This window comes from Patulibacter ginsengiterrae, assembly GCF_056269115.1.
The window spans coordinates 239,586-265,421 of the sequence record NZ_JBWDOG010000003.1; the positions used below are offsets into that span (position 1 = coordinate 239,586).

Genomic DNA, 25,836 nt, shown 5'->3' on the forward strand with positions numbered 1-25,836 from the left:
GCCCTCGGGCCGCCGTCGGTCGTTCCGGGCCGGGGCCGATCGGCGTCGCGCCGTCGCTAGGCTCGTGGAGTGCCCGTGCCCTTCGCCGTGATGGGAATCGTCAACGTCACCCCCGACTCGTTCAGCGACGGGGGCGAGTGGTTCGACCGCGATGCGGCGGTCCGCCACGGGCTCGAGCTCGCGGCCGCCGGGGCGACGATCCTCGACGTCGGCGGCGAGTCGACGCGTCCGGGCGCCGACGCCGTCAACGCGGACGAGGAGCTGCGCCGGGTGGTGCCGGTCGTCGAGGGCCTGATGCGGGCGTTGCCGGCGGCCACGGTCTCCGTCGACACGACGAAGGCCACGGTCGCCGCGGCCGCGCTTGCGGCGGGGGCGACCTACGTCAACGACGTCAGCGCCCTGCGCCACGACCCGGAGATGGCCGCGGTCGTCGCCGGGAGCGGCGCCCGCTGCTGCCTGATGCACATGCAGGGCGAGCCCCGGACGATGCAGCACGAGCCCCGCTACGACGACGTCGTCGCCGACGTCGTCGCGTTCCTCGAGCGGGAGCTCGAGCGGGCGGTCGCGGCCGGGATCCCCGCCGACCGGATCGACCTCGACCCGGGGATCGGGTTCGGCAAGACCCTCGAGCACAACCTGGCGCTGCTGCGGCGGCTCGACGAGATCGTGGCGATCGGCCCGCGGGTGGTGGTCGGGACGTCCCGCAAGAGCTTCCTGGGGCGCCTGACGGGCCGTGACGACCCCCGCCAGCGGCTCGCCGGGACGATCGCCACCAACGTGCTCGCGCTGGCGGCCGGGGCCCGCGTCTTCCGCGTCCACGACGTCGGCGCCGTCCACGACGCGCTGGCGGTCGCCGCGCACGTCGTCGGTGGTGCCGAGGGCTGACCGTGGCGGCGGCACGCTGCTAGCGTGGCCCGCCTATGGATGACGATCGCGACGAACGCCCGGACGACGGCGAAGAGCCCCCTCGTGGGGGCGGAGAGCGCGACCACGGCGAGGACGTTCCCGGCCCCGCCGACGACGAACGCCGGCACGACCCGCTGGAGGGCCTCGGCGGCGGTCGCGGCGCGGCCGACGAGGACGACGACGAGGACGAGGACGACGAGGACGACGACGATGCCCTCGACGAGCTCGACGGCGACGACCGCGACGAGGTCACCGTCGAGATCCGCGGCCTCTCGCTCTACACCCACCACGGGGTGACCGCCGCCGAGCGCGAGATCGGCCAGCGGCTGATCGTCGACCTGCGGATGGCGGTCAGCGACTGCGACGCGACCGTCACCGACCGAGTCGAGGACACGATCGACTACGGCGAGGTCTGCCAGCTGATCGCGCTCGTCGCCCAGCAGCGCTCCTACAAGACGCTCGAGCGGCTCTGCGCCGCGATCGCCGACCGGATCGTCGCCGACTACGGCGCCGAGGAGGTCTGGGTCAAGTGCATCAAGCCGGAGCCCCCGATCCCGTTGGCGGTCGAGGAGGTCGCCGTCGAGCTCTGGCGGGCCGGCGACGTGAACTAGGCGGTTGGTCTGAGGTGGTCGTGGACGCGGCGCATCTCGGCCCGCGTGGACCTCGGCAGGGCTGGCGCCCAGCTCTCGATCCACGCGCACCGACCTGCTTGGTCCACGACCACCTCAGACGCAACCGCGGCGCGTCGCTGATTCGAGGCGAATCCGCGTGAGGACGCGGCGGGCCGGCCGGTGCGGTTGCATGTGGGGATGACCACGATCTCCGTGACCGCGTTCGAGCGGGCCACCGCCGTCCGCCCGGCCGGCGACGACCGCTTCGTCGCCGACGTCGACACGGCCTGGTCGGCACCGACCGGTCCGAACGGCGGCTACCTCGCCGCGATCGCCGTCCGGGCGCTGACCGCCGGCGTCGACCCGGCGGGCGAGCGGCGGCTGCGGTCGCTGACCTGCCACTACCTGCGGCCAGCGACGACCGGGCCGATCGAGCTCGAGGTCCGCACGATCCGGGCCGGTCGCCGGATCGCCAGCGCCGCGCTCACCGCCCGCCAGGACGGTCGCGAGGTGCTGACGGCGCTGGCGGCGTTCGCCACCCCCGGCCTGGCTTCCGCCGGCAGCTGGTCGCCGCCGATGCCGGCGGTCTCGCCGGCCCCCGCGGCCGACGCCGGCACGCTCCCGATCGCGGACTACCAGCGCGACGCCGGCCGCTGGATCGAGACCCCGCAGAGCCTCCCGGCGATCGTCCAGCAGCTGCGGATCGCGCCGCAGCTCGGAGCGGCGCCGTTCTCGGGCCGGACCGTGGCACCGGGCCAGCCCGCCGAGACCGGCGGCTGGATGGCGTCGCCCGAGGTCCAGCCGATCGACGCGGCCTACGTCGCCCAGCTCACCGACTTCTGGTGGCCGCCGGCCTTCGAGCTGCTCTCGGCGCCCGCCATCGCGCCGACGATCGACCTCACGATCCACTTCCGGGCCGACCTGCCGCCCGCCGGCCTCGCCCCGGCCCCGGTGCTCGGCCGGTACCGCTCCGCTGCCGCCCAGGACGGGCTGGTGGAGGAGGACGGCCTGCTGTTCCTGCCCGACGGCACCCTGCTCGCCCAGTCGCGCCAGCTGGCGCTGCTGGCCCCGATCGGATGAGCACGGTGGAGCAGCTGGCGCCGGGCGAGCAGCTCGGCTACCTCGGCCTCGGCTCGAACGTCGGCGACCGACGAGCCTGCCTCCAGGCGGCGGTCGATGCGCTGCCCGCCCACGGGGTTCGTGTGTTGCGCTCGTCGGCGACCTACGACACCGATCCGGTCGGGGAGATCCTCGACCAGCCGGCCTTCCTCAACGCCTGCCTGCGGATCGCCACCGCGCTCGAGCCGGAGCAGCTGCTGGCGGCCTGCAAGGCGATCGAGCGGGACCTGGGCCGGACCCTCGACGCCGGCTACGTCCGCCACGGGCCGCGGCCGATCGACATCGACCTGCTGCTGCTCGGGAGCGAGCCGTACGAGTCGGAGCGGCTGACCCTGCCGCACGCCCAGGTCAGCGAGCGTCGGTTCGTGCTCGTGCCGCTGCTCGAGCTCGACCTGGAGCTGACGCTGCCCGGCGGCGACCGGCTGGCCGACCGGCTCGCCGCGCTGCCGCTCGACGAGGGCGTCCGGAGGGCCGGCGACCCGCTGACGACCGCCGGCTAGCGCCGCGCGGCGGCGCGGCGCTTCTTGCCCGAGCGGGCCGTGCGCAGGCCGGTCAGCCACTCGGCGGGGAAGGTGCCCGCCGGGACGTGGCCGTCCATCTCCGGGAAGATCCGCAGCGCCAGCACGCCCGCCGGCCGGTCGGCCAGCGGAGCGCGGAGGTCCTCCAGCGTCATCAGCAGCCGCAGGCTCGCTCCGATCTGGAGGTCGGCGGCGTTGATCTGCGGCCCCCCGAGGGTCCCGTCCTCGAGCCAGCCGTCGATCCGGTCGAGGTGGCCGGGAAGGTCGGCGAGGTCGGCCCGCACGCCGGCGTCGGTCGAGTGGTTCATCCGCCGCTCGATCGCGACCATCGCCGGGGTGATGAAGGGCATCACGAAGCTCGGGACCTGGAGCTGGGCGTGCTCCTGGAAGCTCGGGATCGCCAGCGGGCTGCGGTCGAGGGCGCACCACAGGATCCGCCGCGGGACCGCCTGGAGCAGCTCGTCGCCCCAGCGCTCGGCCTCGAGCACCCGCTCGCGGGCGGCGACGTCGGTCGGCAGCAGCGGCGGCTCCGGGATCAGCTCGTCGAGTCGTCGCAGGATCGCGCGCGAGCCGCTGACGCGCTCGCCGGTCGCGAACCGGATCCCCGGGACCGTCCGCCGCCCGAACAGCAGTCGTTGACCGAGCGCGTGCGTCGGGGGCGGCCACTCGAACCGCGAGTAGGCGAGCCCCTTCAGCTCGAGCGCGCGTTCGACGGTCGCGCACGGATGCGAGCCGTGGACGACGAACAGCGTGGTTCCCATACGCCAGGAGGATAGGGAAGGGCCGGTTCTGCGACCAACGGGGATACTCCCCGGCGATGCTCCTCGTCGTCGACGTCGGCAACACCCAGACGCACTTCGGTGCCTTCCGCGGCGACGAGCTGCTGGAGCACTGGAGGTTCGCGACCGTCCGCGAGTCGACCTCGGACGAGCTGGGGGCCAAGCTCCGCAACCTGCTCGAGCTGCGTGGGCTCCACACCGACGACATGACCGCCTCGATCGTCTCGTCGACGGTGCCGCAGCTCGCCGACGAGTGGCGCGCGATGTCGGTCCGCTACCTCGACCACGAGATGGTCGTGGTGCGGCAGGGGATCAAGACCGGGATGGCGCTGCGCTACGACAACCCGCGGGAGATCGGCGCCGACCGCCTGGTCAACGCGGTCGCCGCCTACGAGCGGTTCGGGGGCGCGTGCGTGGTCGTCGACTTCGGCACCGCGATCACGTACGACCCGGTCTCGGCCGACGGGGAGTACCTCGGCGGGATCATCAGCCCAGGGGTCGAGATCTCGCTCGAGGCCCTGACCTCGCGCGCGGCGGCACTGCCGCGGATCGACCTGATCGCGCCCCGCCAGCTGATCGGCAAGTCGACCGTCGAGGGCATCCGCAGCGGCGTGATCTACGGCTTCGCCGGCGGCGTCGACGCGATCTGCACGCGGCTGATGGCGGAGATGGGCGACGACATCGACCTGATCGCCACCGGCGGCCTGGCCCGGCACATCGTGCCCCACTGCCAGACGATCGACGAGGTCGACGACCTCCTGACGCTGACCGGCCTGCGGCTCCTCCACGAACGCAATCGGTAGCGGTTGGTCTGAGGCGGCCGTGGACGCGGCGCATCTCGGGCCGGCTGACGCTCGGCAGGCCTGGCGGCCAGCTCTCGCCCCATCCGACCCGACCTGCTTGGTCCACGACCGCCTCAGACGCAACCGCCGGTGGGTTGGGGGACGGCCTGGAGCGCTCGGGACGCAACGCGCCTGGTTGGGTGGCGACCCGAGCTGCGCAGCGCCAACCAGGCTGGGAAACGGTCCTCGGTAGCGTGGAGGCATGGCCTCGCATCTCGTCCACACCTGCATCCGCGTTCGCGACATCGGCGCGTCGCTCCGGTTCTACGAGGCGCTCGGGTTCGAGCGCCGCGGGCGACTCAACTTCGAGACGGCCTACAACGTGTACCTCGGCCTCCCGGGCGACCACGACCGGCTCGAGCTGACGGTCAACGAGGACCGGACCGAGCCGTACGACCTCGGCGACGGCTACAACCACATCGCGCTGGTGGTCGACGACCTCGACCAGCTGCTCGCCGACCTCAAGGTCCGTGTCCGGATCGATCCCGAGAAGCCCGCGTTCCACCCCGGCGGGCGCAAGGACCTGCCCCGGATCGCGTTCGTCCAGGATCCCGACGGCTACCGCGTCGAGCTGATCGACAGGCGCTTCCCGACCCCGCAGGACCCGGATCGCGCGAGCGGGGCCTAGGCGCCTCGCAGCTCGCCACGCTGGTCGCTCGGCACGACTGTCGTACAGCTCTCGCTGCCGCGCGGCGACCGACTCGACCGGCCGCACCCGCTCGCACTGCTCCGCACGGCGCTGGTCGCTGGGTACGATTGAGGGATGACGGTTCCCGCCCTCACGGACTCCTGGTCGATCGGTGGCGTTGCGGTCCCCAACCGGGTGACGCTCGCGCCGCTGGCCGGGATCGGGAACTGGGTCGTGCGCCTGCAGGCCAAGCGCTACGGGGCCGGCTACGCGGTCAGCGAGATGGTCTCGTCGTTCGCGATCCACTACCGCAACGAGAAGACCCTCCGCGACCTGCTGACCTTCAAGCCGGAGGAGCAGGACGGCGGCCCGGTCGCGATCCAGCTGTTCGGACAGGACCCGGAGGTCATGAAGTCGGCGGCGGCCTACGTCGCCGAGCACGTCGCCGTCGACGTGATCGACCTCAACATGGGCTGCCCGGTGCCGAAGGTCTGCAAGACCGGCGCCGGCGCCGCGATGCTCAAGGACCCCGACACCGCGGTCGCGGTCGCACGGGCGGCGAAGGAGGGCTCGGGCCTTCCGGTGACCGTCAAGCTGCGCTCGTCGACCAAGAAGGACGGCGAGCACGACGGCTACGCGCTCGCGGCGCGGCTGGTCGAGGAGGCCGGCGTCGACGCGATCGGCTTCCATCCCCGCAGCGCCCAGGTCCACCACAAGGGCTCCCCGGACTACGAGCTGGCCGCGCGCCTGGTCGAGGAGCTGCCGGTCCCGGTCGTGCTCTCGGGCGGACTCCACGACACCGCCCAGACGCTTGCGGCCTACGAGCAGGTCCGCCCGGCGGCGGTGATGCTGGCCCGCGGTGCCCTCGGCAACCCGTGGCTGTTCGCGGATCTGCTGGGCGGCCGCGAGGCGACGCCGCCGACCGCCGAGGAGGTCGTCGCCGAGTTCGGCTGGCTGCTCGACCGGACGATCGAGCACCTGGGGGCGGAGCGGGCCGGGCGCTACCTCCGCAAGCACTACCCGTGGTACGTCGAGCGGCTCGCCGAGGCGGCCGACGCCGAGCATCCCGTGCCGGACAAGCGGCTGCAGGAAGGCTTGCAGCGGACCGACGACATCGAGCAGGCCCGCGCCCTGTTCCGGGCGGCCGTCGCGGCCGCCGTTCCCGCCTGAGCCGGGGGCCACCGGCCCTCGGGCGTCACCGCTAGGACCAGGCTGAGCCGGGCGGCGCGTCTGTCGTACACGGAGGCGGAAGGGCATTTTGGGCGGACACGGCTATACTGCCCGCTCCGCTCAGCGGACGGTCGGGTCGTCCGCTACCCAAGAAACCTCCGTCGGCGTCGCGATCCCCGCCCAGCGTTAGCCGAAGGCGAAAGGTCGTACGTTGCCCAAGGACGTCATCCTCACCCCCGAGGGTCTCGAAAAGCTCAAAGCCGAGCTGGAACAGCTCTCGACCGCGAAGCGTCGCGAGATCGCCGAGCGCATCAAGGACGCACGCGAGTTCGGCGACATCTCGGAGAACTCCGAGTACGACGACGCCAAGAACGAGCAGGCGATGGTCGAGCGCCGGATCCTCGAGATCGAGGAGCAGCTCCGCTCCGCCTCGGTCATCGACGAGAAGCAGCTGACGACCGACCGCGTCCAGATCGGCACCCGCGTGAAGGTCAAGGACGAGAAGGGCAAGCAGAAGGAGTACGCCCTCGTCGGCTCGGCCGAGGCGAACCCGGAGGAGAACAAGCTCTCCAACGAGTCGCCCGTCGGCAAGGCCCTGCTCGGTCAGGTCCGGGGAGCCTCGGTGACGGTGGCGCTGCCCAACGGCCGCACCCGCTCGCTCGAGATCCTGGACATCTCGCGCTAGCCGCGCCGCCACGGCCTCCGCTGCTCCTCGGCGCATGACCAACGACGCCTCCGGCGACACCGGAACCACCACCGACGACGGCACCGACCTGCTCGCCGTCCGTCGGGCCAAGCTCGAGCACCTGCGGGCGGCAGGGATCGAGCCGTTCCCGCACGACTTCGACGGCGTCGAGCCGATCGCGGCCGTGCGCGAGCGCCACGCTGGCCTCGAGGACGGGGCCGAGACCGACGTCCGTCACCGGATCGCGGGGCGCGTCCACGCCCGCCGCGGTCAGGGCAAGATGGCGTTCCTCGACCTCGACGACCGCTCCGGCCGGATCCAGCTGCAGGCGAAGCTGGACGTGCTCGGACCGGAGCTGATGTCGCGGCTGCTCGACGACATCGACCTCGGCGACCTGCTCGGGATCGACGGCACCGCGTTCGTCTCCCGCCGGGGCGAGCTGACCCTGCGGGTCGAGGACATCACCGTGCTCGCCAAGGCCCTGCGCCCGCCGCCGGACAAGCACCACGGGCTCCAGGATCCGGAGATCCGCCAGCGGCGGCGCGAGCTCGACCTGATCGGCAACGAGGAGACCCGCGCCCGCTTCATCACGCGCTCGCGGATCGTCTCCGAGGTCCGTCGGTTCCTCGACGCCGACGGCTTCCTCGAGGTCGAGACCCCGATCCTGCAGCCGCTCTACGGCGGCGCGCTGGCGCGTCCGTTCGTCACGCACCACAACGCGCTCGACCGCGACTTCTACCTGCGGGTCGCGACCGAGCTGTACCTCAAGCGGCTGATCGTCGGCGGGCTCGAGCGCGTCTACGAGCTCGGCAAGGACTTCCGGAACGAGGGGATCAGCCACAAGCACAACCCCGAGTTCACGATGCTCGAGTGGTACGCCGCCTACGGCGACGTCGAGAACGAGGCGAACCGGCTCGAGGCCTGCGTCCAGCACGTGGCCAAGGCGATCGGCTACGAGGGCGAGATCCGCTGGACCGAGCCGTGGAAGCGGCAGACGCTGGCCGGCGCGATCGAGGAGCAGACGGGGATCGACGTCCTCGCCCACCGCTCCAGCGAGGAGCTGTCCGCGCTGATCCGTAACACGGAGGGCGTCGACCTCGAGCCCGACGGCCGGACCTGGCCGCAGCTCGTCGACGACCTGCTCAGCAAGTACGTCGAGCCGGGCCTGCAGCAGCCGACGATGCTCTTCGACTACCCGGTCGAGCTGTCGCCGTTCGCCAAGAAGAAGCGGACCGCGACCGGCGAGGACACCGGCCTGGTCGAGCGCTTCGAGGCCTTCGCCTGCGGCATGGAGATCGCCAACGCGTTCTCCGAGCTCAACGACCCCGACGAGCAGCGTCGCCGGTTCGAGGAGCAGGCGCGTCTGGAGCTCGAGGGCGACGACGAGGCCCAGCCCTACGACCACGCGTTCATCGAGGCGCTGGAGCAGGGGATGCCGCCGACCGGCGGCCTCGGGCTCGGGATCGACCGACTCGTGCTCTGCATGACCGGGAGCAAGACGATCCGCGAGGTCGTCCTGTTCCCCGCAATGCGCGACTAGCCCGTGGCACGCGCCTCGCGGCGCTGGACACCACCCACGGATCCGACGCGGGGCGCGCCCCAGCGTCGGCTCCGCGGTCGGCGCCCAGCATCCACGATCCACGCCCCACGAGCCAGTCGCAGGTTTCAGTAGTCCGCTTGCGTAGACGGTTCCCCGGTCGGGGGGTTGAACCCCGGCGGTGAACGTGGTCTGGTGGGGTATGGCCGTCGCCGCGCTGCACCCGCCCCGAGCCTCCGACCGTCGCTCGGGGGCGCTGGCCGTCCCGGTCGTGACCTTCAGCGGCGGCGCCAGCACCCGCCGCCGCGACCGGGTCGCGACCGAGGAACCGCTCGAGATCCGCGTCGCCGGTCCGGGCGAGGAGCCGGTCGCGGTCGCGGTCACGATGCGCACGCCCGGGCACGACCTCGAGCTGGCTGCGGGCTTCCTCGCCGCCGAGGGGCTGCTCGGCGACGGGATCGCCTCGATCCGGCTCTGCGACGGCGACGGTCCGGCGCTCGACGGGGGCGGCGGAAGCGGCGTCGGCACCGGTACCAACAACGTCGTCCAGGTCCGGCTCCACGGCCCGCTCGATCGCTCGCGGCTTCGCCGCCGGGTCGAGGTGACCTCGTCGTGCGGGGTCTGCGGGCACACCACGCTGGAGGAGCTCGGCCGGCGCTGCCCGGCGTTGCCACCCGGCCCGACGGTCGCTCCCGCGACCCTGCTCGGCCTGCCCGACCGGCTTCGCGAGCAGCAGGGCCTGTTCGACCGGACCGGGGGCCTGCACGCCGCGGCCCTCTTCGACGTCGCGGGGCGGCTGCGGATCCTGCGCGAGGACGTCGGCCGTCACAACGCGCTCGACAAGGTGCTCGGGGTCTGCCGGCTGGAGCACGAGCCGGCGCCGGAGGCGGGCGGGGCCGCGATCGCGATGCTCTCCGGTCGCGCCTCGTTCGAGCTGGTCCAGAAGGCGGCGACCGGCGGGATCCCGATCGTCTGCGCCGTCTCGGCCCCGTCGAGCCTCGCCGTCGACGCCGCCCACGCGCTCGGCGTGACGCTGGTCGGCTTCCTCCGCGGCGACCGCTTCAACGTCTACGCCAACCCCGAGAGGATCACGCTATGACCTCCGCCAAGCGCTGGTCCGTCCGCGGCCGCACCGACCGCGACCACCCGGTCGTTGAGGACGAGGAGGGGCTCGAGATCGGGCCCCCGCAGGACCACGCCGTGGGGATGGGGGCGACGCTCTCGATCGCTCGCGAGGGGCTCCGCCACCTGGGCGTCACGCGGAGCGCGCGGACGCTGCTGAAGATCAACCAGCCCGGCGGCTTCGTCTGCCCGAGCTGTGCCTGGCCGGAACCCGGTGGGGGAACCCACACGCTCGAGTTCTGCGAGAACGGCGCGAAGGCGGTCGCCGAGGAGGCGACCCTGCGGCGGGTCGGCCACGAGTTCTTCGCCCGCCACGACCTCGACGACCTCCGGGCCCGGACGGAGCACTGGCTGGGGCAGCAGGGGCGGCTGACCGAGCCGATGCACCTCGCGCCCGGTGCGGACCACTACGCGCCGATCTCGTGGGAGGACGCCTTCGCGCTGGTCGCCCGCGAGCTGCGGGCCCTCGACTCGCCCGACGAGGCGACCTTCTACACCTCGGGCCGGACCAGCAACGAGGCGGCCTTCGCCTACCAGCTGTTCGTCCGCGCCTTCGGCACCAACAACCTGCCGGACTGCTCGAACATGTGCCACGAGTCGACCAGCGTCGCGCTGGCCGAGACGATCGGGATCGGCAAGGGCAGCGTCTCGATCGACGACCTGGTCGCCGCCGACCTGATCATCGTGGCGGGCCAGAACCCGGGCACCAACCACCCGCGGATGCTGACCACGCTCGAGGAGGCGAAGGAGCGCGGGGCGAAGATCATCACCGTCAACCCGCTGCCCGAGGCGGGGCTGCAGCGGTTCGACAACCCGCAGAAGGCGGCGGGGATGCTCGGGCGCGGGACCCAGCTGACCGACCTCTTCCTGCCCCTGCGGCTGGCCGGCGACCAGGCGCTCTTCCAGGCCTTCGGGCGGCTGCTGCTGGAGGCGGAGGATGCCCGCGGCGCCGACGATCCGCCGGTCCTCGACCAGGCGTTCATCGACGACCACTGCGACGGCTTCGAGGCGCTCCGCGAGCACCTCATGGGCGTCTCGTGGGACGAGCTGCTGACCGCGACCGGCCTGACCCGGGCCGAGATCGACGCTGCGTTCACGATGATCCGCGAGTCGCCGCGGATCATCGTCTGCTGGGCGATGGGGCTGACCCAGCACAAGCACGCGGTGCTCGCGATCCGCGAAGTCGTCAACTTCCTGCTGCTGGGCGGCAACATCGGGCGCACCGGCGCCGGCCTCTGTCCCGTTCGCGGGCACAGCAACGTCCAGGGCGACCGTACGATGGGGATCTGGGAGAAGCCGCCCGCGGCGTTCCTCGACCGGCTCGAGTCGGCGCTCGGGATCGTGCCTCCGCGTGAGCATGGCCTCGACGTCGTCGACAGCATCCGCGCCCTCCGTGACGGCCACCTGAAGGTCTTCTTCGGGATGGGCGGCAACTTCGCCGCGGCGACCCCCGACACCCCGGTCACGGAGGCCGCGCTCGGGCGGGCGCGGCTGACGGTCCAGGTCTCGACCAAGCTCAACCGCTCGCACCTGGTCACCGGTCACGAGGCGCTGATCCTGCCGACGCTCGGGCGGACCGACCGCGACGTCGCGCCCGACGGTCACCACCAGTTCGTGACCGCCGAGGACTCGATGAGCGTGGTCCACGCCTCGCACGGCTTGCTGAGCCCGCCGTCCGACGTGCTGCGCAGCGAGGTCCGGATCGTCTGCGACCTGGCCCGCGCGGTCTTCGGTCCGGCGTCGGCAGAGGGCGAGCAGTCCGAGCACGTCACCGAGCGCGGCCGATCGCGGATGCCCGACGGGCAGGAGGCGCCGGTCGGGGGCGGCCACGGCCTCGGCAGCCCGACCGGAGAGGCCCGCGACCTGCCGTGGGAGGCGATGGCCGCCGACTACGGCCTGATCCGCGACCAGATCGAGGCGGTGGTGCCCGGCTTCGACGCCTTCAACGCGCGGGCGGCGCGCAAGCAGGGGTTCGTCCTGCCGCATCCGCCGCGCGACGAGCGGCGGTTCGAGACGGAGACGGGCAAGGCCCGGCTGACCGTCAACCCGCTCGACACGCTGGTCGTCCCGGAAGGCCACCTGCTGTTGCAGACCCTGCGGTCGCACGATCAGTACAACACGACGATCTACGGGCTCAACGACCGCTACCGGGGAATCAAGGCCGGCCGGCGGGTGGTGCTGGTCCGGCCGGAGGACCTCGACGCGCTCGGGGTGCGCGACCGCGACGTCGTCGATCTGGTCAGCGTCTGGACGGATGGCGTCGAGCGACGGGCCGAGCGGTTCCGGGTCGTCGCCTACCCGACGGCGCGCGGTTGCGCCGCCGCCTACTACCCGGAGACCAATCCGCTGGTCCCGTTGGACAGTACGGCGGACCGCAGCAACACGCCGACCTCGAAGTCGCTGATCGTCCGTCTGGAGCCCAGTTCCTCGCGCATCCGGACGGTTCCGGACGACGTGAGGACGAGAGACGGCGCGCGTTAGTCGTCGACTGCTCCCGTGGACCCCACGGGGTCGGGTGGGCCCACTGGTAGAGTGGGTCACGAGCCACGGAAGGACCCACGGATGTTCGAGCGATTCACAGAACGAGCCAGGCAGGTTGTCGTTCTCGCCCAGGAAGAGGCGCGGACGCTCAAGCACAACTACATCGGGACGGAGCACATCCTTCTCGGTCTGTTGCGTGAGGAGGAGGGGCTCGCCGCGCGCGTGCTCGAATCCCTCGACATCACTGTCGAGCGCGTTCGGGCGCAGGTCGTGCGGATCGTCGGATCGGGTGAGGAAGTCACCTCCGGCCAGATCCCCTTCACCCCCCGCGCGAAGAAGGTCCTCGAGCTTGCGCTGCGCGAAGCGTTGAGCCTGGGCCACAACTACATCGGTACCGAGCACATCCTGCTCGGCCTCGTCCGCGAGAACGAGGGCGTCGCCGCCCGGATCCTCCTGGACTTCGACGCCGACAGCGAGAAGATCCGCAACGAGGTGATCCGGATGCTGTCCGGCCCCGGCGGACGTCGGCAGACCGCCGGCTCCTCGGTCGGTGGCGCTGGCGCCACCGCAGAGGGCTCGCCGCAGAAGCGCTCGTCGAAGGTGCTCGACCAGTTCGGTCGCGACCTGACGAAGCTGGCGGCCGAGGGCAAGCTGGATCCGGTCGTCGGTCGTGCGACCGAGATCGAGCGGATCATGCAGATCCTCTCCCGCCGGACCAAGAACAACCCGGTGCTGATCGGCGAGCCGGGCGTCGGCAAGACCGCCGTCGTCGAGGGCCTCGCCCAGCAGATCTCCTCGGGCGAGGTGCCCGAGCTGCTGCGGGACAAGCAGATCTACACGCTCGACCTGGCCGCCCTGGTCGCCGGGTCGAAGTACCGCGGTGAGTTCGAGGAGCGTCTCAAGAAGGTGATGAAGGAGATCGCCAACCGCGGCGACGTCATCCTCTTCATCGACGAGATCCACAACCTCGTCGGCGCGGGTGCCGCCGAGGGTGCGATCGACGCCGCCTCGATCCTGAAGCCGGCGCTGGCCCGCGGCGAGCTGCAGACGATCGGCGCCACGACGATCGACGAGTACCGCAAGTACCTCGAGCGCGACTCCGCGCTGGAGCGTCGCTTCCAGCAGGTCCGCGTCGAGCAGCCCTCCTCGGAGGAGGCCGTCCAGATCCTGAAGGGTCTGCGCGACCGCTACGAGCAGCACCACAAGGTCGAGATCACCGACGAGGCCCTCGAGGCCGCCGTCGAGCTCGCCGACCGCTACATCGCCGACCGGCAGCTGCCGGACAAGGCGATCGACCTGGTCGACGAGGCGGCTTCGCGCAAGCGGATCCGTTCGATGGCGTCGCCGCCGGTCTTCCAGGAGGTCGAGGAGCAGATCGCCGAGGCCCGCCGCAAGAAGGACGCGGCGATCGAGGCCCAGGAGTACGAGACGGCCGCCTCGCTGCGGGACGAGGAGCGCAAGCTCGTCGCCAAGAAGCGTGAGCTCGTCGAGCAGTGGGAGCAGGGCGAGGGCGAGCAGCCGCGGCTCTCGATCGGTGAGGAGGAGATCGCCGACATCGTCTCGATGTGGACCGGCATCCCCGTCTTCAAGCTGACCGAGGCCGAGACCCGCCGCCTGATGCGGATGGAGGACGAGCTCCACGAGAGCGTGATCGGCCAGGAGCAGGCGGTCAAGGTCGTCGCGAAGGCGATCCGTCGCTCGCGCGCCGGCCTCAAGGATCCGAAGCGCCCGACCGGCTCGTTCATCTTCCTCGGCCCGACGGGCGTGGGAAAGACCGAGCTGGCCAAGTCGCTGGCCAAGTTCCTGTTCGACGACCCCGACGCGATGGTCCGCGTCGACATGTCGGAGTACATGGAGAAGCACGCCGTCTCGCGGCTGGTGGGCTCGCCCCCCGGCTACGTCGGGTACGACGAGGGCGGTCAGCTGACCGAGGCCGTGCGGCGCAAGCCGTACTCGGTCCTGCTGCTGGACGAGATCGAGAAGGCCCACCCGGACGTCTTCAACCTGCTGCTCCAGATCCTGGAGGACGGCCGGTTGACGGACTCCCAGGGGCGGACGGTCGACTTCCGGCACGCGATCGTGATCATGACCTCGAACATCGGCGCGTCCGAGATCGCCAAGTCGACGCCGCTGGGCTTCCAGCTCGGTGACGACGACGAGTCGCTCACGTACGAGGACATGAAGCAGCGTGTCACCGGCGAGCTGAAGAAGGCCTTCAAGCCGGAGTTCCTGAACCGGATCGACGAGCTGATCGTCTTCCACAAGCTGACGAAGCCGCAGATCACCCAGATCGTCGAGCTGATGATCGATCGCGTGCGCAAGTCGCTGCGCGATCGCCAGCTCTCGCTCGAGCTGAGCGACGGCGTCAAGGAGCTGCTGGTCGAGAAGGGCTGGGACCCGGCGATGGGCGCTCGCCCGCTGCGTCGGGCGATCCAGCGCTACATCGAGGATCCGCTCGCGGACTTCGTGCTCGCCAACGAGGTCCCGCCGAACGCGCTGGTGCGGGTCGAGCGGGCTCCGGAGGACGACACCGAGAACGACGTCGTGATGGAGATCGTCGAGCCCGAGGTCCAGGTCCCGGCCGCGGTCGGTGCCGCTCCGGAGGACGAGACGGTCACCGAGGAGGCGACTCCGACGGTGGAGAAGACGCCGAGCGACGCTCCGAGCGAGGGCGCGTGAAGATCTAGAGCCGGTCGGTACGACGGTCGATGAACAGGGCGGGGCCTTCGGGCCCCGCCCTTCGTCGTTCTGGTGACCTCCGTCGCTCCGGGTCGCGTCGCCACGGTGGCGGCGTACGTCGTGCTGCTGGCCTCCGTCGTTCCGGCGCGGGCCACCCGTGGCCGCGCTGCCGCGTGACGGACACGCCGGCCGGCGCTACGCTTGGAGGTGATGCCGCCCGCCCACTCGCCTCGGCGTCCGTTCCGCGCCGCTTGCCGTTCGTGTCGCTCGGTCGCCTCGTGGGCTGAGGAGAACGGCCGATGAGCCCGAAGCCGGGCGAGGACGCGACCCCGCCGGGGGCCTCGTGGGTGCCGGGCGAAGCCGGGGTCCTGCCCCACGGGCTGGCCGACGCCGCTCGGGCCCGGCTCGACGAGGCTCGCGGACACGGTCACGGTGACGGTGACGGTGCTTCCGACGGTGATGGAACCGCCCCGGAGGCGCCGGGGGCCGGAGCCGCGGACCGGTCGCCGGAGGCGTCGAGCGCGGCCGAGTCCGCGGCTGGCCCGGGGCACGCCGGCGCCCCCTCTGGCCCCGGCCCGGCCGATCGGGTTGCGACGCCTGCGCCCGCTCCTGTGGCCGACCCCGCCCTGGCGTCGGTCCTGCCGCGAGGCCTGGCCACCACGGTCGTGACCGCGGGCCTCGCGCCGCCGACCCAGGGCGAGCCGTTCCTCCGGGGGCCGGTCTTCGCCGGGCCGTACCACGCGGCCGGCGCCGTCGAGGACACGCCGCACCTGTACGGGCGGATGAGCAACCCCGGCTTCGATCGCTACGAGGAGGCGCTCGGGACGCTCGACGGCGGCCACAGCGTCGTCTTCGCCTCGGGGATGGCCGCCGCCACGGCGGTCCTCCAATGCCTGCTCGGGCCGGGCGACCTGCTCGTCGCTCCGGACGACGGCTACCCCGGGGTGATGCAGTTCGCGCACGAGCATCTCGCGCTGCGCGGGGTCGGGGTGCGGCTGGTCCCGACCGAGGACGAGGCGATCCGGCAGGCCGCGCCGGGCGCCAGCGTGGTCTGGATCGAGACGCCCGCCAACCCGGGTCTCGAGACGCTCGAGCTGGAGGCGACGATCGCCGCCTGCCGCGAGGGCGGCGCGCGGGTCGTCGTCGACAACACGCTCGCGACCCCGCTCCGGCAGCGGCCGCTCGCGGCGGGAGCCGACGTGGTGGTCTCCTCGGACAGCAAGCACCTGACCGGGCACAGCGACCTGATCCTCGGGCACGTGACCGCGACCGACCGTGAGCTGGTCGAGCAGCTGCGGCGCTGGCGGACCCTCACCGGGTCGATCCCGGGGCCGTTCGAGGTCTGGCTCGCCCACCGGTCGCTGGCGACGCTCGACGTCCGGCTGCAGCGGCAGGAGACGGTGGCCAGCACCGTCGTCGCGGCGCTCCGGGACCGTGGCGACGTCACCGACGTCCGCTACCCGGGCTTCAGCAGCGTGGTCGGGTTCGACCTCGGCGACCGCGGTCGCGCGTCCGCGTTCCTGACGGAGCTCCAGCTGGTCGCGGAGGCGACCAGCTTCGGCGGGCTGCACTCGACGGCCGAGCGCCGCGACCGCTTCGGCGACGGCCAGGTCGGGCCGGGCTACATCCGCTTCAGCGCCGGCCTCGAAACGCCGGAGGACATCGTCGCCGACGTCGTCCGGGCGCTCGACGCGACGACCGCGGCCTGAACGGGGCAGCACGCAGCACGACGGGGGCCGCGCTCCTGGTCGCCGAGCGGCTCAGAACTGCGGCGGGGCGCGTTCCGCAGCAGCGCAGGCGGCGGAGGAGGTCGACCCCGACCACCGTAGAGCAGGAGCGGTGGGGCCCGTCGCGGAGCTTCGGTGCTCGATCGGCACCGGATTGGCACGGCATCCGCTGGGCTGACGCCGCGCCGGGCCATACCCTGGAGAGCCCGATGGCCCGTGCCGCAACCGTTCACATCTGCTCTGCCTGCGCCCACGAGAGCCCCCGCTGGCTCGGGCAGTGCCCCGGCTGCGGGGCCTGGGGCACGATCACCGAGGAACGCGCCAACCGCCCGACCGGTGGCCGCGGCGGCACCAAGGCGGTCGGCGGTGCCGCCGGCGCCCGCGCCCGTGGCGGCGTTCCGGCGGGTACGCCGACCCGGCTCCGCGACGTCACGGCCCCACGGGTCCCGCGGCTGCGGACCGGCCTCGGCGAGGTCGACCGCGTGCTCGGCGGCGGGCTCGTCCCGGGCTCGCTGGTGCTGCTCGGCGGCTCGCCCGGGATCGGCAAGTCGACGCTGCTGAACACCGTGCTCGGGCACCTCCAGGGTGCCGGTCACTCGACCCTCTACGTCTCGGGCGAGGAGTCGGCGGCCCAGGTCCGGTTGCGGGCGGAGCGGCTCGCCGAGCCGCCGGAGGCGGTACCGGTGGCCGTGGGAGCCGGTGGCGACCCGGCCGGGCCCGGCACCACGGCCCCCGCGCCGCGCGGGCTCAGCGCGGCGCTCGACGTCCCGATCCTGGCCGAGACGGACCTGGCGACGGTGATCGCGACGATCGAGGCCGAGCGGCCCGACGTCTGCGTGATCGACTCGGTCCAGACGATGCACGATCCGGACCTGACCGGTGCGCCGGGCTCGGTCAGTCAGGTCCGCGAGGTTGCCGGGCGGCTGATGGAGGTGGCCAAGCGGCTCGACGTCGCGACGGTGCTGGTCGGCCACGTGACGAAGGAGGGCGCGCTCGCCGGCCCGCGGGTGCTGGAGCACCTGGTCGACTGCGTGCTCCAGTTCGAGGGCGAGCGCGAGCGCACCTACCGGACCCTGCGGGCGAGCAAGAACCGCTTCGGCTCGACCAACGAGGCGGGCGTCTTCGAGATGCGCGGCGTCGGCCTGGTCGAGGTCCTCGACCCCTCGGCGCGGTTCGTGGGGGAGGCGACCCGGGCGGCGGGCTCGGTCGTGCTGTGCGCGATGGAGGGCACCCGGCCGCTGCTGGTCGAGGTCCAGGCGCTGGTCTCGCCGAGCGAGCTGGTGCCGCCGCGACGCGTCAGCAACGGGATCGACCGCAACCGGCTGGCGCTGGTCCTGGCGGTGCTCAGCCGCCACGCGGGGCTCTCGACGAGCACCCACGACGTCTTCGTCAACGTCGTCGGCGGGGTCCGGGCGGACGAGCCGGGGGCCGACCTGGCGGTCGCGCTGGCGGTCGCCTCAGCGGCCCGGGGGATCGTTCCGGGGGTCGGCGACGGTGACGAGCAGGCCGATCTGCCGGTGGCCTGCTTCGGCGAGATCGGCCTGACCGGCGAGCTTCGCGGGGTCGCCCATGCGGACCGTCGGCTGGCCGAGGCACGCAAGTTCGGCCTTGGTACGGTCGTCCAGCCTGAGCGTCAGAACACCCTCCGAGAGGCCCTCAGAGTAGCCCTTCCGCGGAAGGGCTGACACGCTCGTCCGACGATCGTGTAGATAAGTGGGGTTCGCATCGGTTGAGGCTTGCTACAATCGTTGCGATGGCCCAGCGTCCCGGCGAAGAGTTCCAAGAGCTCGAAGGACGTCAGGAACCGCGGCTGGTGAAGGCGCTCGAAATGATTGCGCCGGGAACCGCTCTCCGTGAGGGGATCGACTCGATCCTCAACGCGCACACCGGTGGCCTGTTGGCGATCGGGGAGCCAGAGGAGATCACCCACCTCTGCTCGGGCGGGATTCGCCTCGACATCGACTACACCCCGGCATTGCTGTACCAGCTGGCCAAGATGGACGGTGCGATCACACTCAACGCCAACGCGACCAAGATCGCGATGGCCAACGTCCAGCTCGTGCCGGACCCCACCATCCTGACCCAGGAGACGGGTACCCGGCACCGCACGGCCGAGCGCGTCAGCAAGCAGACCGCTGCGCTCGTGATCGCGATCTCGCAGCGGCGCGAGGTCGTCTCGCTCTACGTCGACGGCGGTCGCTACCAGCTGGACCAGATCCCGGTCGTGCTCGCGAAGGCCAACCAGGCGCTCGCGACGCTCGACAAGTACCGGGCCCGGCTCGACCAGGTCGCCACGCGGCTGTCGGCGCTGGAGTTCGAGGGTGGTGCCTCGCTGCACGACGTCCTGACGGTGCTGCAGCGGGCCGAGCTGGTCTCGCGGATGGCGGTCGAGATCGAGCGCTACATCGTCGAGCTGGGGACCGATGGTCGCCTGATCGAGATGCAGCTCGAGGAGACGACCGTCGGCACCGCGGGCGAGAAGGCCGCGCTGGTGCGCGACTACTCGACCGACCCCAGCGAGGAGGCGGTCGCGGCCACGCTCGACCTGCTCCCGCGCCTCCCGCACCCTGACCTTCTCGATTTCGGTCGCCTGGCCGAGTTGCTCGGCTTCAACCGGAAACTCAACACGCTGGACTACCCGGTCAGCCCTCGTGGGCACCGGGTACTGGGGCGCATTCCGCGCCTCCCCAAGCTCGTCGTGCAGCAGATCATCGATCGTTTCGGTGGCCTGGACGAGCTCCTCGTCGGAACCGATGCCGAGTTGGAATCGGTACCGGGTGTCGGCGAGATCCGGGCGAAGGACATCCGCGAGGGCCTTCGCCGTCTGCAGGAGATCAACCTCGTCGATCGGTACCTCCAGACATGACGCCGGTTGTGCGCCGTAGCTGCTGGTCCGGTCTTCCCGCGCGTGACGCGGGCCATCCCAGGAGGGAATATGCCTGACACCATTGACGACGATCTGTTCGAAATCCCCGCGGGGGAGTGCGACTTCCAGGTCGGCGACCACGTGGTCTACCCGCATCACGGAGCGGGGGTCGTCAAGTCCCGGGCGCCTCGCGACGTTCTCGGCGAGCAGCGTGAGTACCTCAAGATCCGGATCCTGCACAACGACATGACCGTGCATGTTCCGTGCGAGCAGGCGGCCACGGTCGGGCTCCGACGGGTCATCGACGAGGAGACCGTGCGCAAGGTCCTCGGCGTGCTCGAGGGTCCGTGCACGGAGATGCCGAAGAACTGGAACCGGCGCTTCAAGCACAACCGCGAGAAGATCAAGACCGGCGACATCTACGAGCTGGCCGAGGTCGTTCGCAACCTCGCCACGCGCGAGAACGAGAAGGGCCTCTCGACCGGCGAGAAGCAGATGTTCACGCGCGCCAAGAAGGTTCTGGCGTCGGAGCTGATGTACGCGCTGGAGAAGAGCGAGGATGAGGCCGAGGAGTACCTCGACGGCATCCTGGCTCCGCAGCCCGGCGCGACGCCGGTCGCCGTCAGCGATGACGACGATGACGACGACGAGTCCGTCGAGGAGACGGACGCGGAACTCGCGCTGCAGGACTGATCGCGGTTCCGTCGATCAGCACCGACGACTCCCGGTAGCGCGATGGCGGTTGCGATCGTCGTCGCCGCCGGACGCGGCGAGCGCCTGGGCCACGACCGGCCCAAGGCGCTCGTGCCGCTTCTGGGGCGACCACTGCTGGCCTGGTCGCTCGAGGTGCTGGCGGCGACCCGTCCGCTGCGGCGGATCGTGGTCGTGCTGCCGGCCGGTGAGGAACTGCCCGCCGACCCCGAGGAGTGGGGCCTGCCGGCCGGCAGCTGGGATGGCCCCGACCCGACCGACGGCCCGCGGGTCGTCGCCGTCGCCGGGGGCGACGAGCGCTCGCACTCCGTTCGCGCCGGCCTCGCGGCCTGCGGGGACGGTCCGCCGCAGGAGCCGGTGCTCGTCCACGACGGTGCGCGTCCGTTGGTCAGCGAGGAGCTGGTGCGGGCCTGCCTGCTCGGGGTGGCCGCCGGCGCCGACGCCGCGATCGCGGCCGCGCCGATGACCGACACCGTCAAGGAGGCGGTCCCGGCCGACGACGGCTCGGGGCCGAACGCGCTCCCGCGGGTGGCCCGGACCCTCGACCGCTCCCGGCTGTGGGCGGTCCAGACGCCGCAGGTCTTCCGCCGCGACGCGCTCCAGGGCGCGCTGGCGGAGCCGGACGAGGTGCTCGCTGCGGCGACCGACGACGCCTCGCTGGTCGAGGCGGCCGGTGGTGACGTGCGGCTGGTGCCCGCCCCGCGCAGCAATCTGAAGATCACGGTGCCCGAGGACCTCGACCTCGCGGAGCTGCTGCTGGCCGCTCTGCGAAAGAATGACGTCTCGTGTTGACCGATTACCACGTCCACCTGCGCCCGGATGCCCATCCGTCGACGCCGGAGGAGTACTTCACGGCGGCCAACGCCGAGCGGTACCGCGCCGCGGCCGGCGAGCGCGGGATCACCCAGCTCGGGGTCAGTGAGCACATCCACCGCTTCTCGCAGGCGCTCGACGTCTGGCAGCACCCGTTCTGGCGCTTCTCGGCCGTCGACGACCTCGACGAGTACTGCGCGTTCGTGCGCGAGCAGACCGACCTCAAGCTCGGGATCGAGGCCGACTTCATCGCCGGCCGCGAGGACCGGATGGCGGAGCTGCTCGACGCCCGCGACTGGGACTACGTGATCGGCTCGGTCCACTTCATCGCCGACCGCGGGGTCGACGCCGAGTACTCCGAGACCGGCTCGAACTGGGACGTCTGGAAGACGACCGACAACGCCGACGAGGTCTGGAAGCGCTACTTCGCGACGCTCGCGGAGTGCGCCCGCAGCGGCCTCTACGACGTCCTCGCCCACCCGGACCTGGTCAAGGTCTGGGGCGGCGCACGGCCGATGCCGGAGCGCGATCTGCGCTTCTACTACGAGCCCGCGATCGAGGCGATCGCCGAGTCCGGGATCGTCGTCGAGGTCTCGACCGCCGGGCTGCGCAAGCCCGCCGGTGAGATCTACCCCGCCCAGGGGTTCCTCGAGATGGTCGCCGACGCCGGCAACCCGATCGCGCTCTCGAGCGACGCCCACGGCCCCGACCACCTCGGATACGGCTACGCCGAGGCGCTCGAGCTGCTGCACGAGGTCGGGATCACCGAGCTGACGACGTTCGACCGCCGGCAGCGGCAGAGCGTGCCGATCGAGGCCGCCGACCGCGAGGCCGCCCACCGCCACGGCGACGCGCCGCCGGTGACGATCGACCCGGCCACCGGCCGGCCCGGCGGATGAGCCTTCCCGACGTCCGCACCGGCCTCGGCTGGGACAGCCACCGGCTGGTCCGCACCCACCCGCCCCGGCCGCTGATCCTCGGCGGCGTGCGGATCGAGAGCGAGATCGGGCTCGACGGACACAGCGACGCCGACGTCCTGACCCACGCGGTGATCGACGCCCTGCTCGGGGCCGCCGGCCTCGGCGACATCGGTGACCACTTCCCCGACACCGACGAGCGCTGGAAGGGTGCGGACTCGATCGCCCTGCTGGCCCACGTCGTCGGGCTGGTCGTCGCCGACGGCGGCTGGACGATCACCTCCGTCGACGCGACCGTCGTGCTCGAACGCCCGAAGCTCGGGCCGCACAAGCGCGCGATGGCGGACCGGCTGGCGGCGACGCTGGCGATCGAGGCCGACCGGGTCAACGTGAAGGCGACCACGGCCGAGCGGCTCGACGCCGTCGGCCGCGGCGAGGGGGCGATCGCCCAGGCCGTCGCCACGATCGTGCGGTCGCGCTGAGCACCGCCAACCGATCGGTGGGGCGGCGCGACGCCCCTCGCCAGTACGATGTCGCGCTCATGGGCGCTCTGGCACGCAGGCCCGTGATCACCGTCGCCGGGGTCGTCCTGATCCTCGGTCTGCTCTCGCTGATCCTCCCGTCGACCCCGACGTACGATCCGTGGGCGTGGATCATCTGGGGTCGCGAGGTGGTGCACGGCGACCTCAACACCCTCGAAGGGCCGTCCTGGAAGCCGCTGCCGGTCGTCGTGACCTCGCTTGCGGCGCCGTTCGGTGAGATCGCGCCCTCGATCTGGGTCCTGACCGCCCGCGTCGGCGCCCTGAGCGCGGTGGTGCTGGCGTTCGTCGTCGCCCGTCGCCTCGGCGGGCTCGCCGCCGGCCTGCTGGCCGGTGCCTCGCTGGCGCTCGCCCCGTGGTGGGTCTGGCACGGCTGGCTGGCCAACAGCGAGGGCCTGCTGATGGCGCTGGTGCTCGGGGCGATCGCCGCCGAGCTGGCGCAGCGGCGCCGGATCGCCCTCGCCTGCGCGATCGGGGCCGGGCTGCTCCGTCCCGAGGCGTGGCCGTTCCTGCTGCTCTACGCCGCCTGGCTGGCCTGGAAGGCCGACTGGCGCGGGCGGGCCGCGATCCTCGCCGCGCTGGCGATCCTGCCCCCGGCCTGGCTGCTGCCGGAGAAGTGGGGCTCGGGCGACTACTGGCGTGCGGCCTCGCGGGCGCAGAACCCCGACCCCGGCGCCGCCTCGCTGACGAACCACCCGTGGTGGACGATCGTCAAGGACTTCGTCGGGATGCTGCCGACGGCGACCTGGGCGGTCGTCGTCGCGGCGGTCGTCGCGCTGCTCGTGACCGTCGCCGGACGCCGCTCGGCGTCCGGCCCCGTGCCGTCGCCGGACGCTCCGACGGCTTCGGCTGACGTCTCGCCGGCGGCGACCACGGCTCCCGACCCGTCGGCGGCCGGCGCCTCGGTGGCGTCTGGCACGGCGGCGGCCGCGGCGAACCCGGCCGCGGCGACGCCCAGGCCGCTGCTCGCGATCCTCGCGATCGCGGCCTTCGGCGTCGCCTGGCTGGTGGTCGTGATCCTGATGACCGAGCGCGGCTTCTCGGGCAACGAGCGCTACCTGATCCCGCCGGTGGCGCTGATCATCGTGGCGGCCGCGGCCGGCTTCGGACAGCTGCTTCAGCGGATCCCGGCTCCGGGCCGGGCGGTGCTGCTGGCCGCTGCCGCCGTCGCGATCGGCGTCGGTGGGGTCCAGCACGTCCCCGAGCAGATGCGCCGGGTCCTCTACGAGTCGCGGATGGTCGACGATCTGCCCCACGCGATCGCCGAGGCCGGGGGCGCCGCTCGGCTGCGGGCCTGCGCGCCGGCCGCGACCCACAAGTTCATGGTGCCCCAGGCGGCGTGGTACCTCCGCGTCCACGCCAACCAGGTCAGCATGACCCCCGAGGGCCCCTACGTCACCGTCCTGCGCACCCGCCTCGTGAAGGGCGGCTCGCTGACTCCGACCGTCCGCCAGATCCCCGGCCTGCAGACGCTGGCCGAGACGCCCTACTGGCAGATCGTCGCCCGTTGCCGTCCCGACGCGAAGACCACCCGATGAGCACCACGCCGACCACCAGCGCCGCGCCGTCCCCCGTTCGCGACCGGGCGGCCGCGGCGCTGGCCTGGATCACCGGACCCGGAGCCCCGCTCGCCGTCGGCCTCCTGCTGCTCTGGTCGATCTTCCTCCGCACGCGCAACCTCAGCGCCCCGTTCTGGATCGACGAGGGGATCAGCGTCGGGGTCGCCAACTACCCCTTCCTCGACATCCCGGGGGCGCTGCGCCTCGACGGCAACCCGCCCGTCTACTACCTGCTGCTGCACGGCTGGCTGCGGCTGTTCGGCGACAGCGAGACGGCAGCCCACGCGCTCTCGGCGACCTTCGCCGTCGCCACGGTGCCGGTCTCGTACCTGCTGGCCAAGCGGCCGTTCGGCCGTCCGGCGGCGGTCGCCGCGGCGGCGGTCGCGGCGACGCTTCCTTACCTGACGTACTTCGGGCAGGAGACCCGGATGTACGCGATGGTCGCGTTCCTCTCGCTGCTGGTCGCCGGCTTCCACCTGCGGGCCTTCGCGGTCGACGGGCGACGGTTCCAGATCGCGCTCGCGGTGGTGCTGGCGGTCCTGCTCTACACGCACACCTGGGGCGTCTTCCTCGTCGGCGGCAGCGTGCTCGCCGTGGGGATGCGGGCGCTGCTCCAGGGCGATCGCGCGGGCCGTTGGCGGGTCGTCCGGATCGGCTTCCTGATCCACCTGGCGGCCGCGATCGCCTGGCTGCCGTGGCTGCCGACGCTGGCCCGTCAAGCCCAGGACACCGGCGCGCCGTGGTCGGTCCGGCCGACCTTCGAGATGATGATCGTCGGGCTCGGCTCGCTCGCGGTCTCGCAGATCGCGGCGGCGATCCTGTTCACCGCGCTGGTCTTCGGCGGGGCGACGATCGCGGCCGCGGCCCGCGGGCGGGTCCAGGTCCCGGGCGTCCCCGCGCCGGACGAGGCCCGGGTGCTGCGCGACGATGTCGCCGTGCTCGCGGTGATGCTCGTCGCGACGTTGCTGTTCGCGTGGATCGGATCGCTGGTCAGCCCGGCCTGGGCCAACCGCTACATGGGCGTGCTGGTCGGCCCGGTGATCCTGCTCAGCGGCCTGCTGCTGACCCGGGCCGGGCGGCCGGGCCTGCTGGTGCTCGTGATCCTCGTCGTCGCCTGGGGGGTCAGCACCCAGGGCGGTCGCCTGCACAGCAAGGGCACGTCCCAGGCCATGGTCGAGGCGGTCGGCCCGGAGCTGCGCCCGGGCGACCTCGTGATCAGCGTCCAGCCGGAGCAGCTGCCGGTGATCGCGTACGGCCTGCGACGCCGCGGCGAGGCCGAAGGCCTGCGGTTCGCGACGGCGATCGGACGCCAGCAGGACGTCCGGCTGCTGGACTGGCGTCGGGTGCTCGATCGCTTCCAGGCGGCGACCCCGTGGGTGGTCGCCGACCGCCTAATCGAAGAACAACGTCCCGGCTCTCGCATCTTGCTGGTCCTTCCCGTAATCTCCAGTGGCAACTGGCAAGCCCCCTGGACCCGCCTGGTCGCGGACCGAACCCGCGCTTGGCGCGCCCTCATGCAGGCCGACACACGGCTCGAGATGGTGGGCCGCCGACCGGTCACCGGTCCTGGTCGGGGCGTTTTCGGCGTACTCTTCACCGTTCGGCCGTAACCGTCCGAGCGCGTATG

Annotated in this window: 22 protein-coding genes; 21 read left to right on the plus strand and 1 reads right to left on the minus strand. The window is 72.3% G+C overall.

Translation table 11 applies throughout. From position 1 onward, the window contains the following. Nucleotides 1-69: 69 nt before the first annotated feature. The 4 genes from folP (at nucleotide 70) to folK (ending at nucleotide 3,136) form a co-directional block, all read left to right on the plus strand. Nucleotides 70-885 (plus strand): dihydropteroate synthase, encoded by an 816-nt coding sequence (gene folP / locus ACVUH9_RS07625; RefSeq protein ID WP_475755526.1) that lies wholly within the window; start codon nucleotides 70-72, stop codon nucleotides 883-885. Between the two features lie 35 nt (nucleotides 886-920). Further along, entirely contained in the window at nucleotides 921-1,517 is a 597-nt protein-coding gene (gene folB, locus ACVUH9_RS07630) for a dihydroneopterin aldolase (RefSeq protein ID WP_475755528.1), read from the plus strand. 198 nt (nucleotides 1,518-1,715) lie between these two features. Beyond that, entirely contained in the window at nucleotides 1,716-2,597 is an 882-nt protein-coding gene (locus ACVUH9_RS07635; RefSeq protein WP_475755530.1) for an acyl-CoA thioesterase, read from the plus strand. Continuing rightward, on the plus strand, nucleotides 2,594-3,136 hold the full coding sequence (folK, locus tag ACVUH9_RS07640; RefSeq protein ID WP_475755532.1) for a 2-amino-4-hydroxy-6-hydroxymethyldihydropteridine diphosphokinase: 543 nt from the start codon (nucleotides 2,594-2,596) through the stop codon (nucleotides 3,134-3,136). Before ACVUH9_RS07635 ends, folK begins: the two co-directional genes overlap by 4 nt. Here folK and ACVUH9_RS07645 read toward each other — a convergent pair. Then, complete coding sequence (locus tag ACVUH9_RS07645; protein ID WP_475755534.1) at nucleotides 3,133-3,915, minus strand: glutathione S-transferase family protein; 783 nt, start codon at nucleotides 3,913-3,915, stop codon at nucleotides 3,133-3,135. The genes folK and ACVUH9_RS07645 overlap by 4 nt on opposite strands. A 56-nt stretch (nucleotides 3,916-3,971) precedes the next feature. Here ACVUH9_RS07645 and ACVUH9_RS07650 point away from each other — a divergent pair, with 56 nt between their 5' ends. The 17 genes from ACVUH9_RS07650 (at nucleotide 3,972) to ACVUH9_RS07730 (ending at nucleotide 25,819) form a co-directional block, all read left to right on the plus strand. Next, on the plus strand, nucleotides 3,972-4,736 hold the full coding sequence (locus ACVUH9_RS07650) for a type III pantothenate kinase (protein ID WP_475755536.1): 765 nt from the start codon (nucleotides 3,972-3,974) through the stop codon (nucleotides 4,734-4,736). 241 nt (nucleotides 4,737-4,977) lie between these two features. Then, nucleotides 4,978-5,403 carry a VOC family protein gene (locus tag ACVUH9_RS07655; protein ID WP_475755538.1) on the plus strand — a complete coding sequence of 142 codons (426 nt, stop codon included), beginning with the start codon at nucleotides 4,978-4,980 and terminating at the stop codon, nucleotides 5,401-5,403. Between the two features lie 135 nt (nucleotides 5,404-5,538). Next, nucleotides 5,539-6,573 carry a tRNA dihydrouridine synthase gene (locus tag ACVUH9_RS07660; RefSeq protein ID WP_475755540.1) on the plus strand — a complete coding sequence of 345 codons (1,035 nt, stop codon included), beginning with the start codon at nucleotides 5,539-5,541 and terminating at the stop codon, nucleotides 6,571-6,573. Nucleotides 6,574-6,784: 211 nt separating this feature from the next. Then, nucleotides 6,785-7,258 carry a transcription elongation factor GreA gene (gene greA, locus ACVUH9_RS07665; protein ID WP_475755542.1) on the plus strand — a complete coding sequence of 158 codons (474 nt, stop codon included), beginning with the start codon at nucleotides 6,785-6,787 and terminating at the stop codon, nucleotides 7,256-7,258. Between the two features lie 34 nt (nucleotides 7,259-7,292). After that, complete coding sequence (gene lysS / locus ACVUH9_RS07670; RefSeq protein WP_475755544.1) at nucleotides 7,293-8,798, plus strand: lysine--tRNA ligase; 1,506 nt, start codon at nucleotides 7,293-7,295, stop codon at nucleotides 8,796-8,798. A 199-nt stretch (nucleotides 8,799-8,997) separates the two neighbouring features. After that, nucleotides 8,998-9,894 (plus strand): formate dehydrogenase accessory sulfurtransferase FdhD, encoded by an 897-nt coding sequence (locus ACVUH9_RS07675; protein WP_475755546.1) that lies wholly within the window; start codon nucleotides 8,998-9,000, stop codon nucleotides 9,892-9,894. Nucleotides 9,895-10,001: 107 nt separating this feature from the next. Beyond that, a complete protein-coding gene (locus ACVUH9_RS07680) occupies nucleotides 10,002-12,398 on the plus strand; it encodes an FdhF/YdeP family oxidoreductase (protein ID WP_475755643.1) in 2,397 nt (798 codons plus the stop codon). A gap of 81 nt (nucleotides 12,399-12,479) precedes the next feature. After that, nucleotides 12,480-15,077, plus strand: a complete 2,598-nt coding sequence (locus tag ACVUH9_RS07685; protein WP_475755548.1) for an ATP-dependent Clp protease ATP-binding subunit — start codon at nucleotides 12,480-12,482, stop codon at nucleotides 15,075-15,077. 299 nt (nucleotides 15,078-15,376) lie between these two features. Next, complete coding sequence (locus ACVUH9_RS07690) at nucleotides 15,377-16,786, plus strand: PLP-dependent transferase (RefSeq protein ID WP_475755550.1); 1,410 nt, start codon at nucleotides 15,377-15,379, stop codon at nucleotides 16,784-16,786. A 227-nt stretch (nucleotides 16,787-17,013) separates the two neighbouring features. Further along, nucleotides 17,014-18,489, plus strand: a complete 1,476-nt coding sequence (gene radA, locus ACVUH9_RS07695) for a DNA repair protein RadA (protein WP_475755552.1) — start codon at nucleotides 17,014-17,016, stop codon at nucleotides 18,487-18,489. A 68-nt stretch (nucleotides 18,490-18,557) separates the two neighbouring features. Beyond that, nucleotides 18,558-19,670 (plus strand): DNA integrity scanning diadenylate cyclase DisA, encoded by a 1,113-nt coding sequence (gene disA / locus ACVUH9_RS07700; RefSeq protein ID WP_475755554.1) that lies wholly within the window; start codon nucleotides 18,558-18,560, stop codon nucleotides 19,668-19,670. A 69-nt stretch (nucleotides 19,671-19,739) separates the two neighbouring features. Beyond that, nucleotides 19,740-20,363: a CarD family transcriptional regulator gene (locus ACVUH9_RS07705; RefSeq protein ID WP_475755556.1), complete on the plus strand. Its 624-nt coding sequence runs from the start codon at nucleotides 19,740-19,742 to the stop codon at nucleotides 20,361-20,363. Nucleotides 20,364-20,405: 42 nt separating this feature from the next. Beyond that, nucleotides 20,406-21,173, plus strand: coding sequence for a 2-C-methyl-D-erythritol 4-phosphate cytidylyltransferase (gene ispD / locus ACVUH9_RS07710; protein WP_475755558.1), 768 nt, complete (start codon nucleotides 20,406-20,408; stop codon nucleotides 21,171-21,173). Then, nucleotides 21,167-22,093, plus strand: a complete 927-nt coding sequence (locus tag ACVUH9_RS07715) for a histidinol-phosphatase (protein ID WP_475755560.1) — start codon at nucleotides 21,167-21,169, stop codon at nucleotides 22,091-22,093. The genes ispD and ACVUH9_RS07715 overlap by 7 nt, the downstream gene beginning before the upstream one ends. After that, nucleotides 22,090-22,593 carry a 2-C-methyl-D-erythritol 2,4-cyclodiphosphate synthase gene (gene ispF, locus ACVUH9_RS07720; protein ID WP_475755562.1) on the plus strand — a complete coding sequence of 168 codons (504 nt, stop codon included), beginning with the start codon at nucleotides 22,090-22,092 and terminating at the stop codon, nucleotides 22,591-22,593. Before ACVUH9_RS07715 ends, ispF begins: the two co-directional genes overlap by 4 nt. 59 nt (nucleotides 22,594-22,652) lie before the next feature. Beyond that, complete coding sequence (locus ACVUH9_RS07725; RefSeq protein WP_475755564.1) at nucleotides 22,653-24,188, plus strand: hypothetical protein; 1,536 nt, start codon at nucleotides 22,653-22,655, stop codon at nucleotides 24,186-24,188. Then, complete coding sequence (locus tag ACVUH9_RS07730; RefSeq protein ID WP_475755566.1) at nucleotides 24,185-25,819, plus strand: glycosyltransferase family 39 protein; 1,635 nt, start codon at nucleotides 24,185-24,187, stop codon at nucleotides 25,817-25,819. Before ACVUH9_RS07725 ends, ACVUH9_RS07730 begins: the two co-directional genes overlap by 4 nt. Nucleotides 25,820-25,836: the final 17 nt, after the last annotated feature.

Excerpts from the sequence above, each read along its gene's own strand:
- ACVUH9_RS07660 (WP_475755540.1), top strand. The coding sequence starts at position 5,539 with ATGACGGTTCCCGCCCTCACGGACTCCTGGTCGATCGGTGGCGTTGCG.
- lysS (WP_475755544.1), top strand. The coding sequence starts at position 7,293 with ATGACCAACGACGCCTCCGGCGACACCGGAACCACCACCGACGACGGC.
- ACVUH9_RS07655 (WP_475755538.1), top strand. The coding sequence starts at position 4,978 with ATGGCCTCGCATCTCGTCCACACCTGCATCCGCGTTCGCGACATCGGC.
- ACVUH9_RS07705 (WP_475755556.1), top strand. The coding sequence starts at position 19,740 with ATGCCTGACACCATTGACGACGATCTGTTCGAAATCCCCGCGGGGGAG.
- radA (WP_475755552.1), top strand. The coding sequence starts at position 17,014 with ATGGCCCGTGCCGCAACCGTTCACATCTGCTCTGCCTGCGCCCACGAG.
- ACVUH9_RS07690 (WP_475755550.1), top strand. The coding sequence starts at position 15,377 with ATGAGCCCGAAGCCGGGCGAGGACGCGACCCCGCCGGGGGCCTCGTGG.
- ACVUH9_RS07680 (WP_475755643.1), top strand. The coding sequence starts at position 10,002 with ATGGGGGCGACGCTCTCGATCGCTCGCGAGGGGCTCCGCCACCTGGGC.
- ispD (WP_475755558.1), top strand. The coding sequence starts at position 20,406 with ATGGCGGTTGCGATCGTCGTCGCCGCCGGACGCGGCGAGCGCCTGGGC.
- folB (WP_475755528.1), top strand. The coding sequence starts at position 921 with ATGGATGACGATCGCGACGAACGCCCGGACGACGGCGAAGAGCCCCCT.
- ACVUH9_RS07675 (WP_475755546.1), top strand. The coding sequence starts at position 8,998 with ATGGCCGTCGCCGCGCTGCACCCGCCCCGAGCCTCCGACCGTCGCTCG.
- ACVUH9_RS07685 (WP_475755548.1), top strand. The coding sequence starts at position 12,480 with ATGTTCGAGCGATTCACAGAACGAGCCAGGCAGGTTGTCGTTCTCGCC.
- ispF (WP_475755562.1), top strand. The coding sequence starts at position 22,090 with ATGAGCCTTCCCGACGTCCGCACCGGCCTCGGCTGGGACAGCCACCGG.
- ACVUH9_RS07730 (WP_475755566.1), top strand. The coding sequence starts at position 24,185 with ATGAGCACCACGCCGACCACCAGCGCCGCGCCGTCCCCCGTTCGCGAC.
- ACVUH9_RS07635 (WP_475755530.1), top strand. The coding sequence starts at position 1,716 with ATGACCACGATCTCCGTGACCGCGTTCGAGCGGGCCACCGCCGTCCGC.
- ACVUH9_RS07645 (WP_475755534.1), bottom strand. The coding sequence starts at position 3,915 with ATGGGAACCACGCTGTTCGTCGTCCACGGCTCGCATCCGTGCGCGACC.
- folK (WP_475755532.1), top strand. The coding sequence starts at position 2,594 with ATGAGCACGGTGGAGCAGCTGGCGCCGGGCGAGCAGCTCGGCTACCTC.
- ACVUH9_RS07650 (WP_475755536.1), top strand. The coding sequence starts at position 3,972 with ATGCTCCTCGTCGTCGACGTCGGCAACACCCAGACGCACTTCGGTGCC.
- ACVUH9_RS07725 (WP_475755564.1), top strand. The coding sequence starts at position 22,653 with ATGGGCGCTCTGGCACGCAGGCCCGTGATCACCGTCGCCGGGGTCGTC.
- disA (WP_475755554.1), top strand. The coding sequence starts at position 18,558 with ATGGCCCAGCGTCCCGGCGAAGAGTTCCAAGAGCTCGAAGGACGTCAG.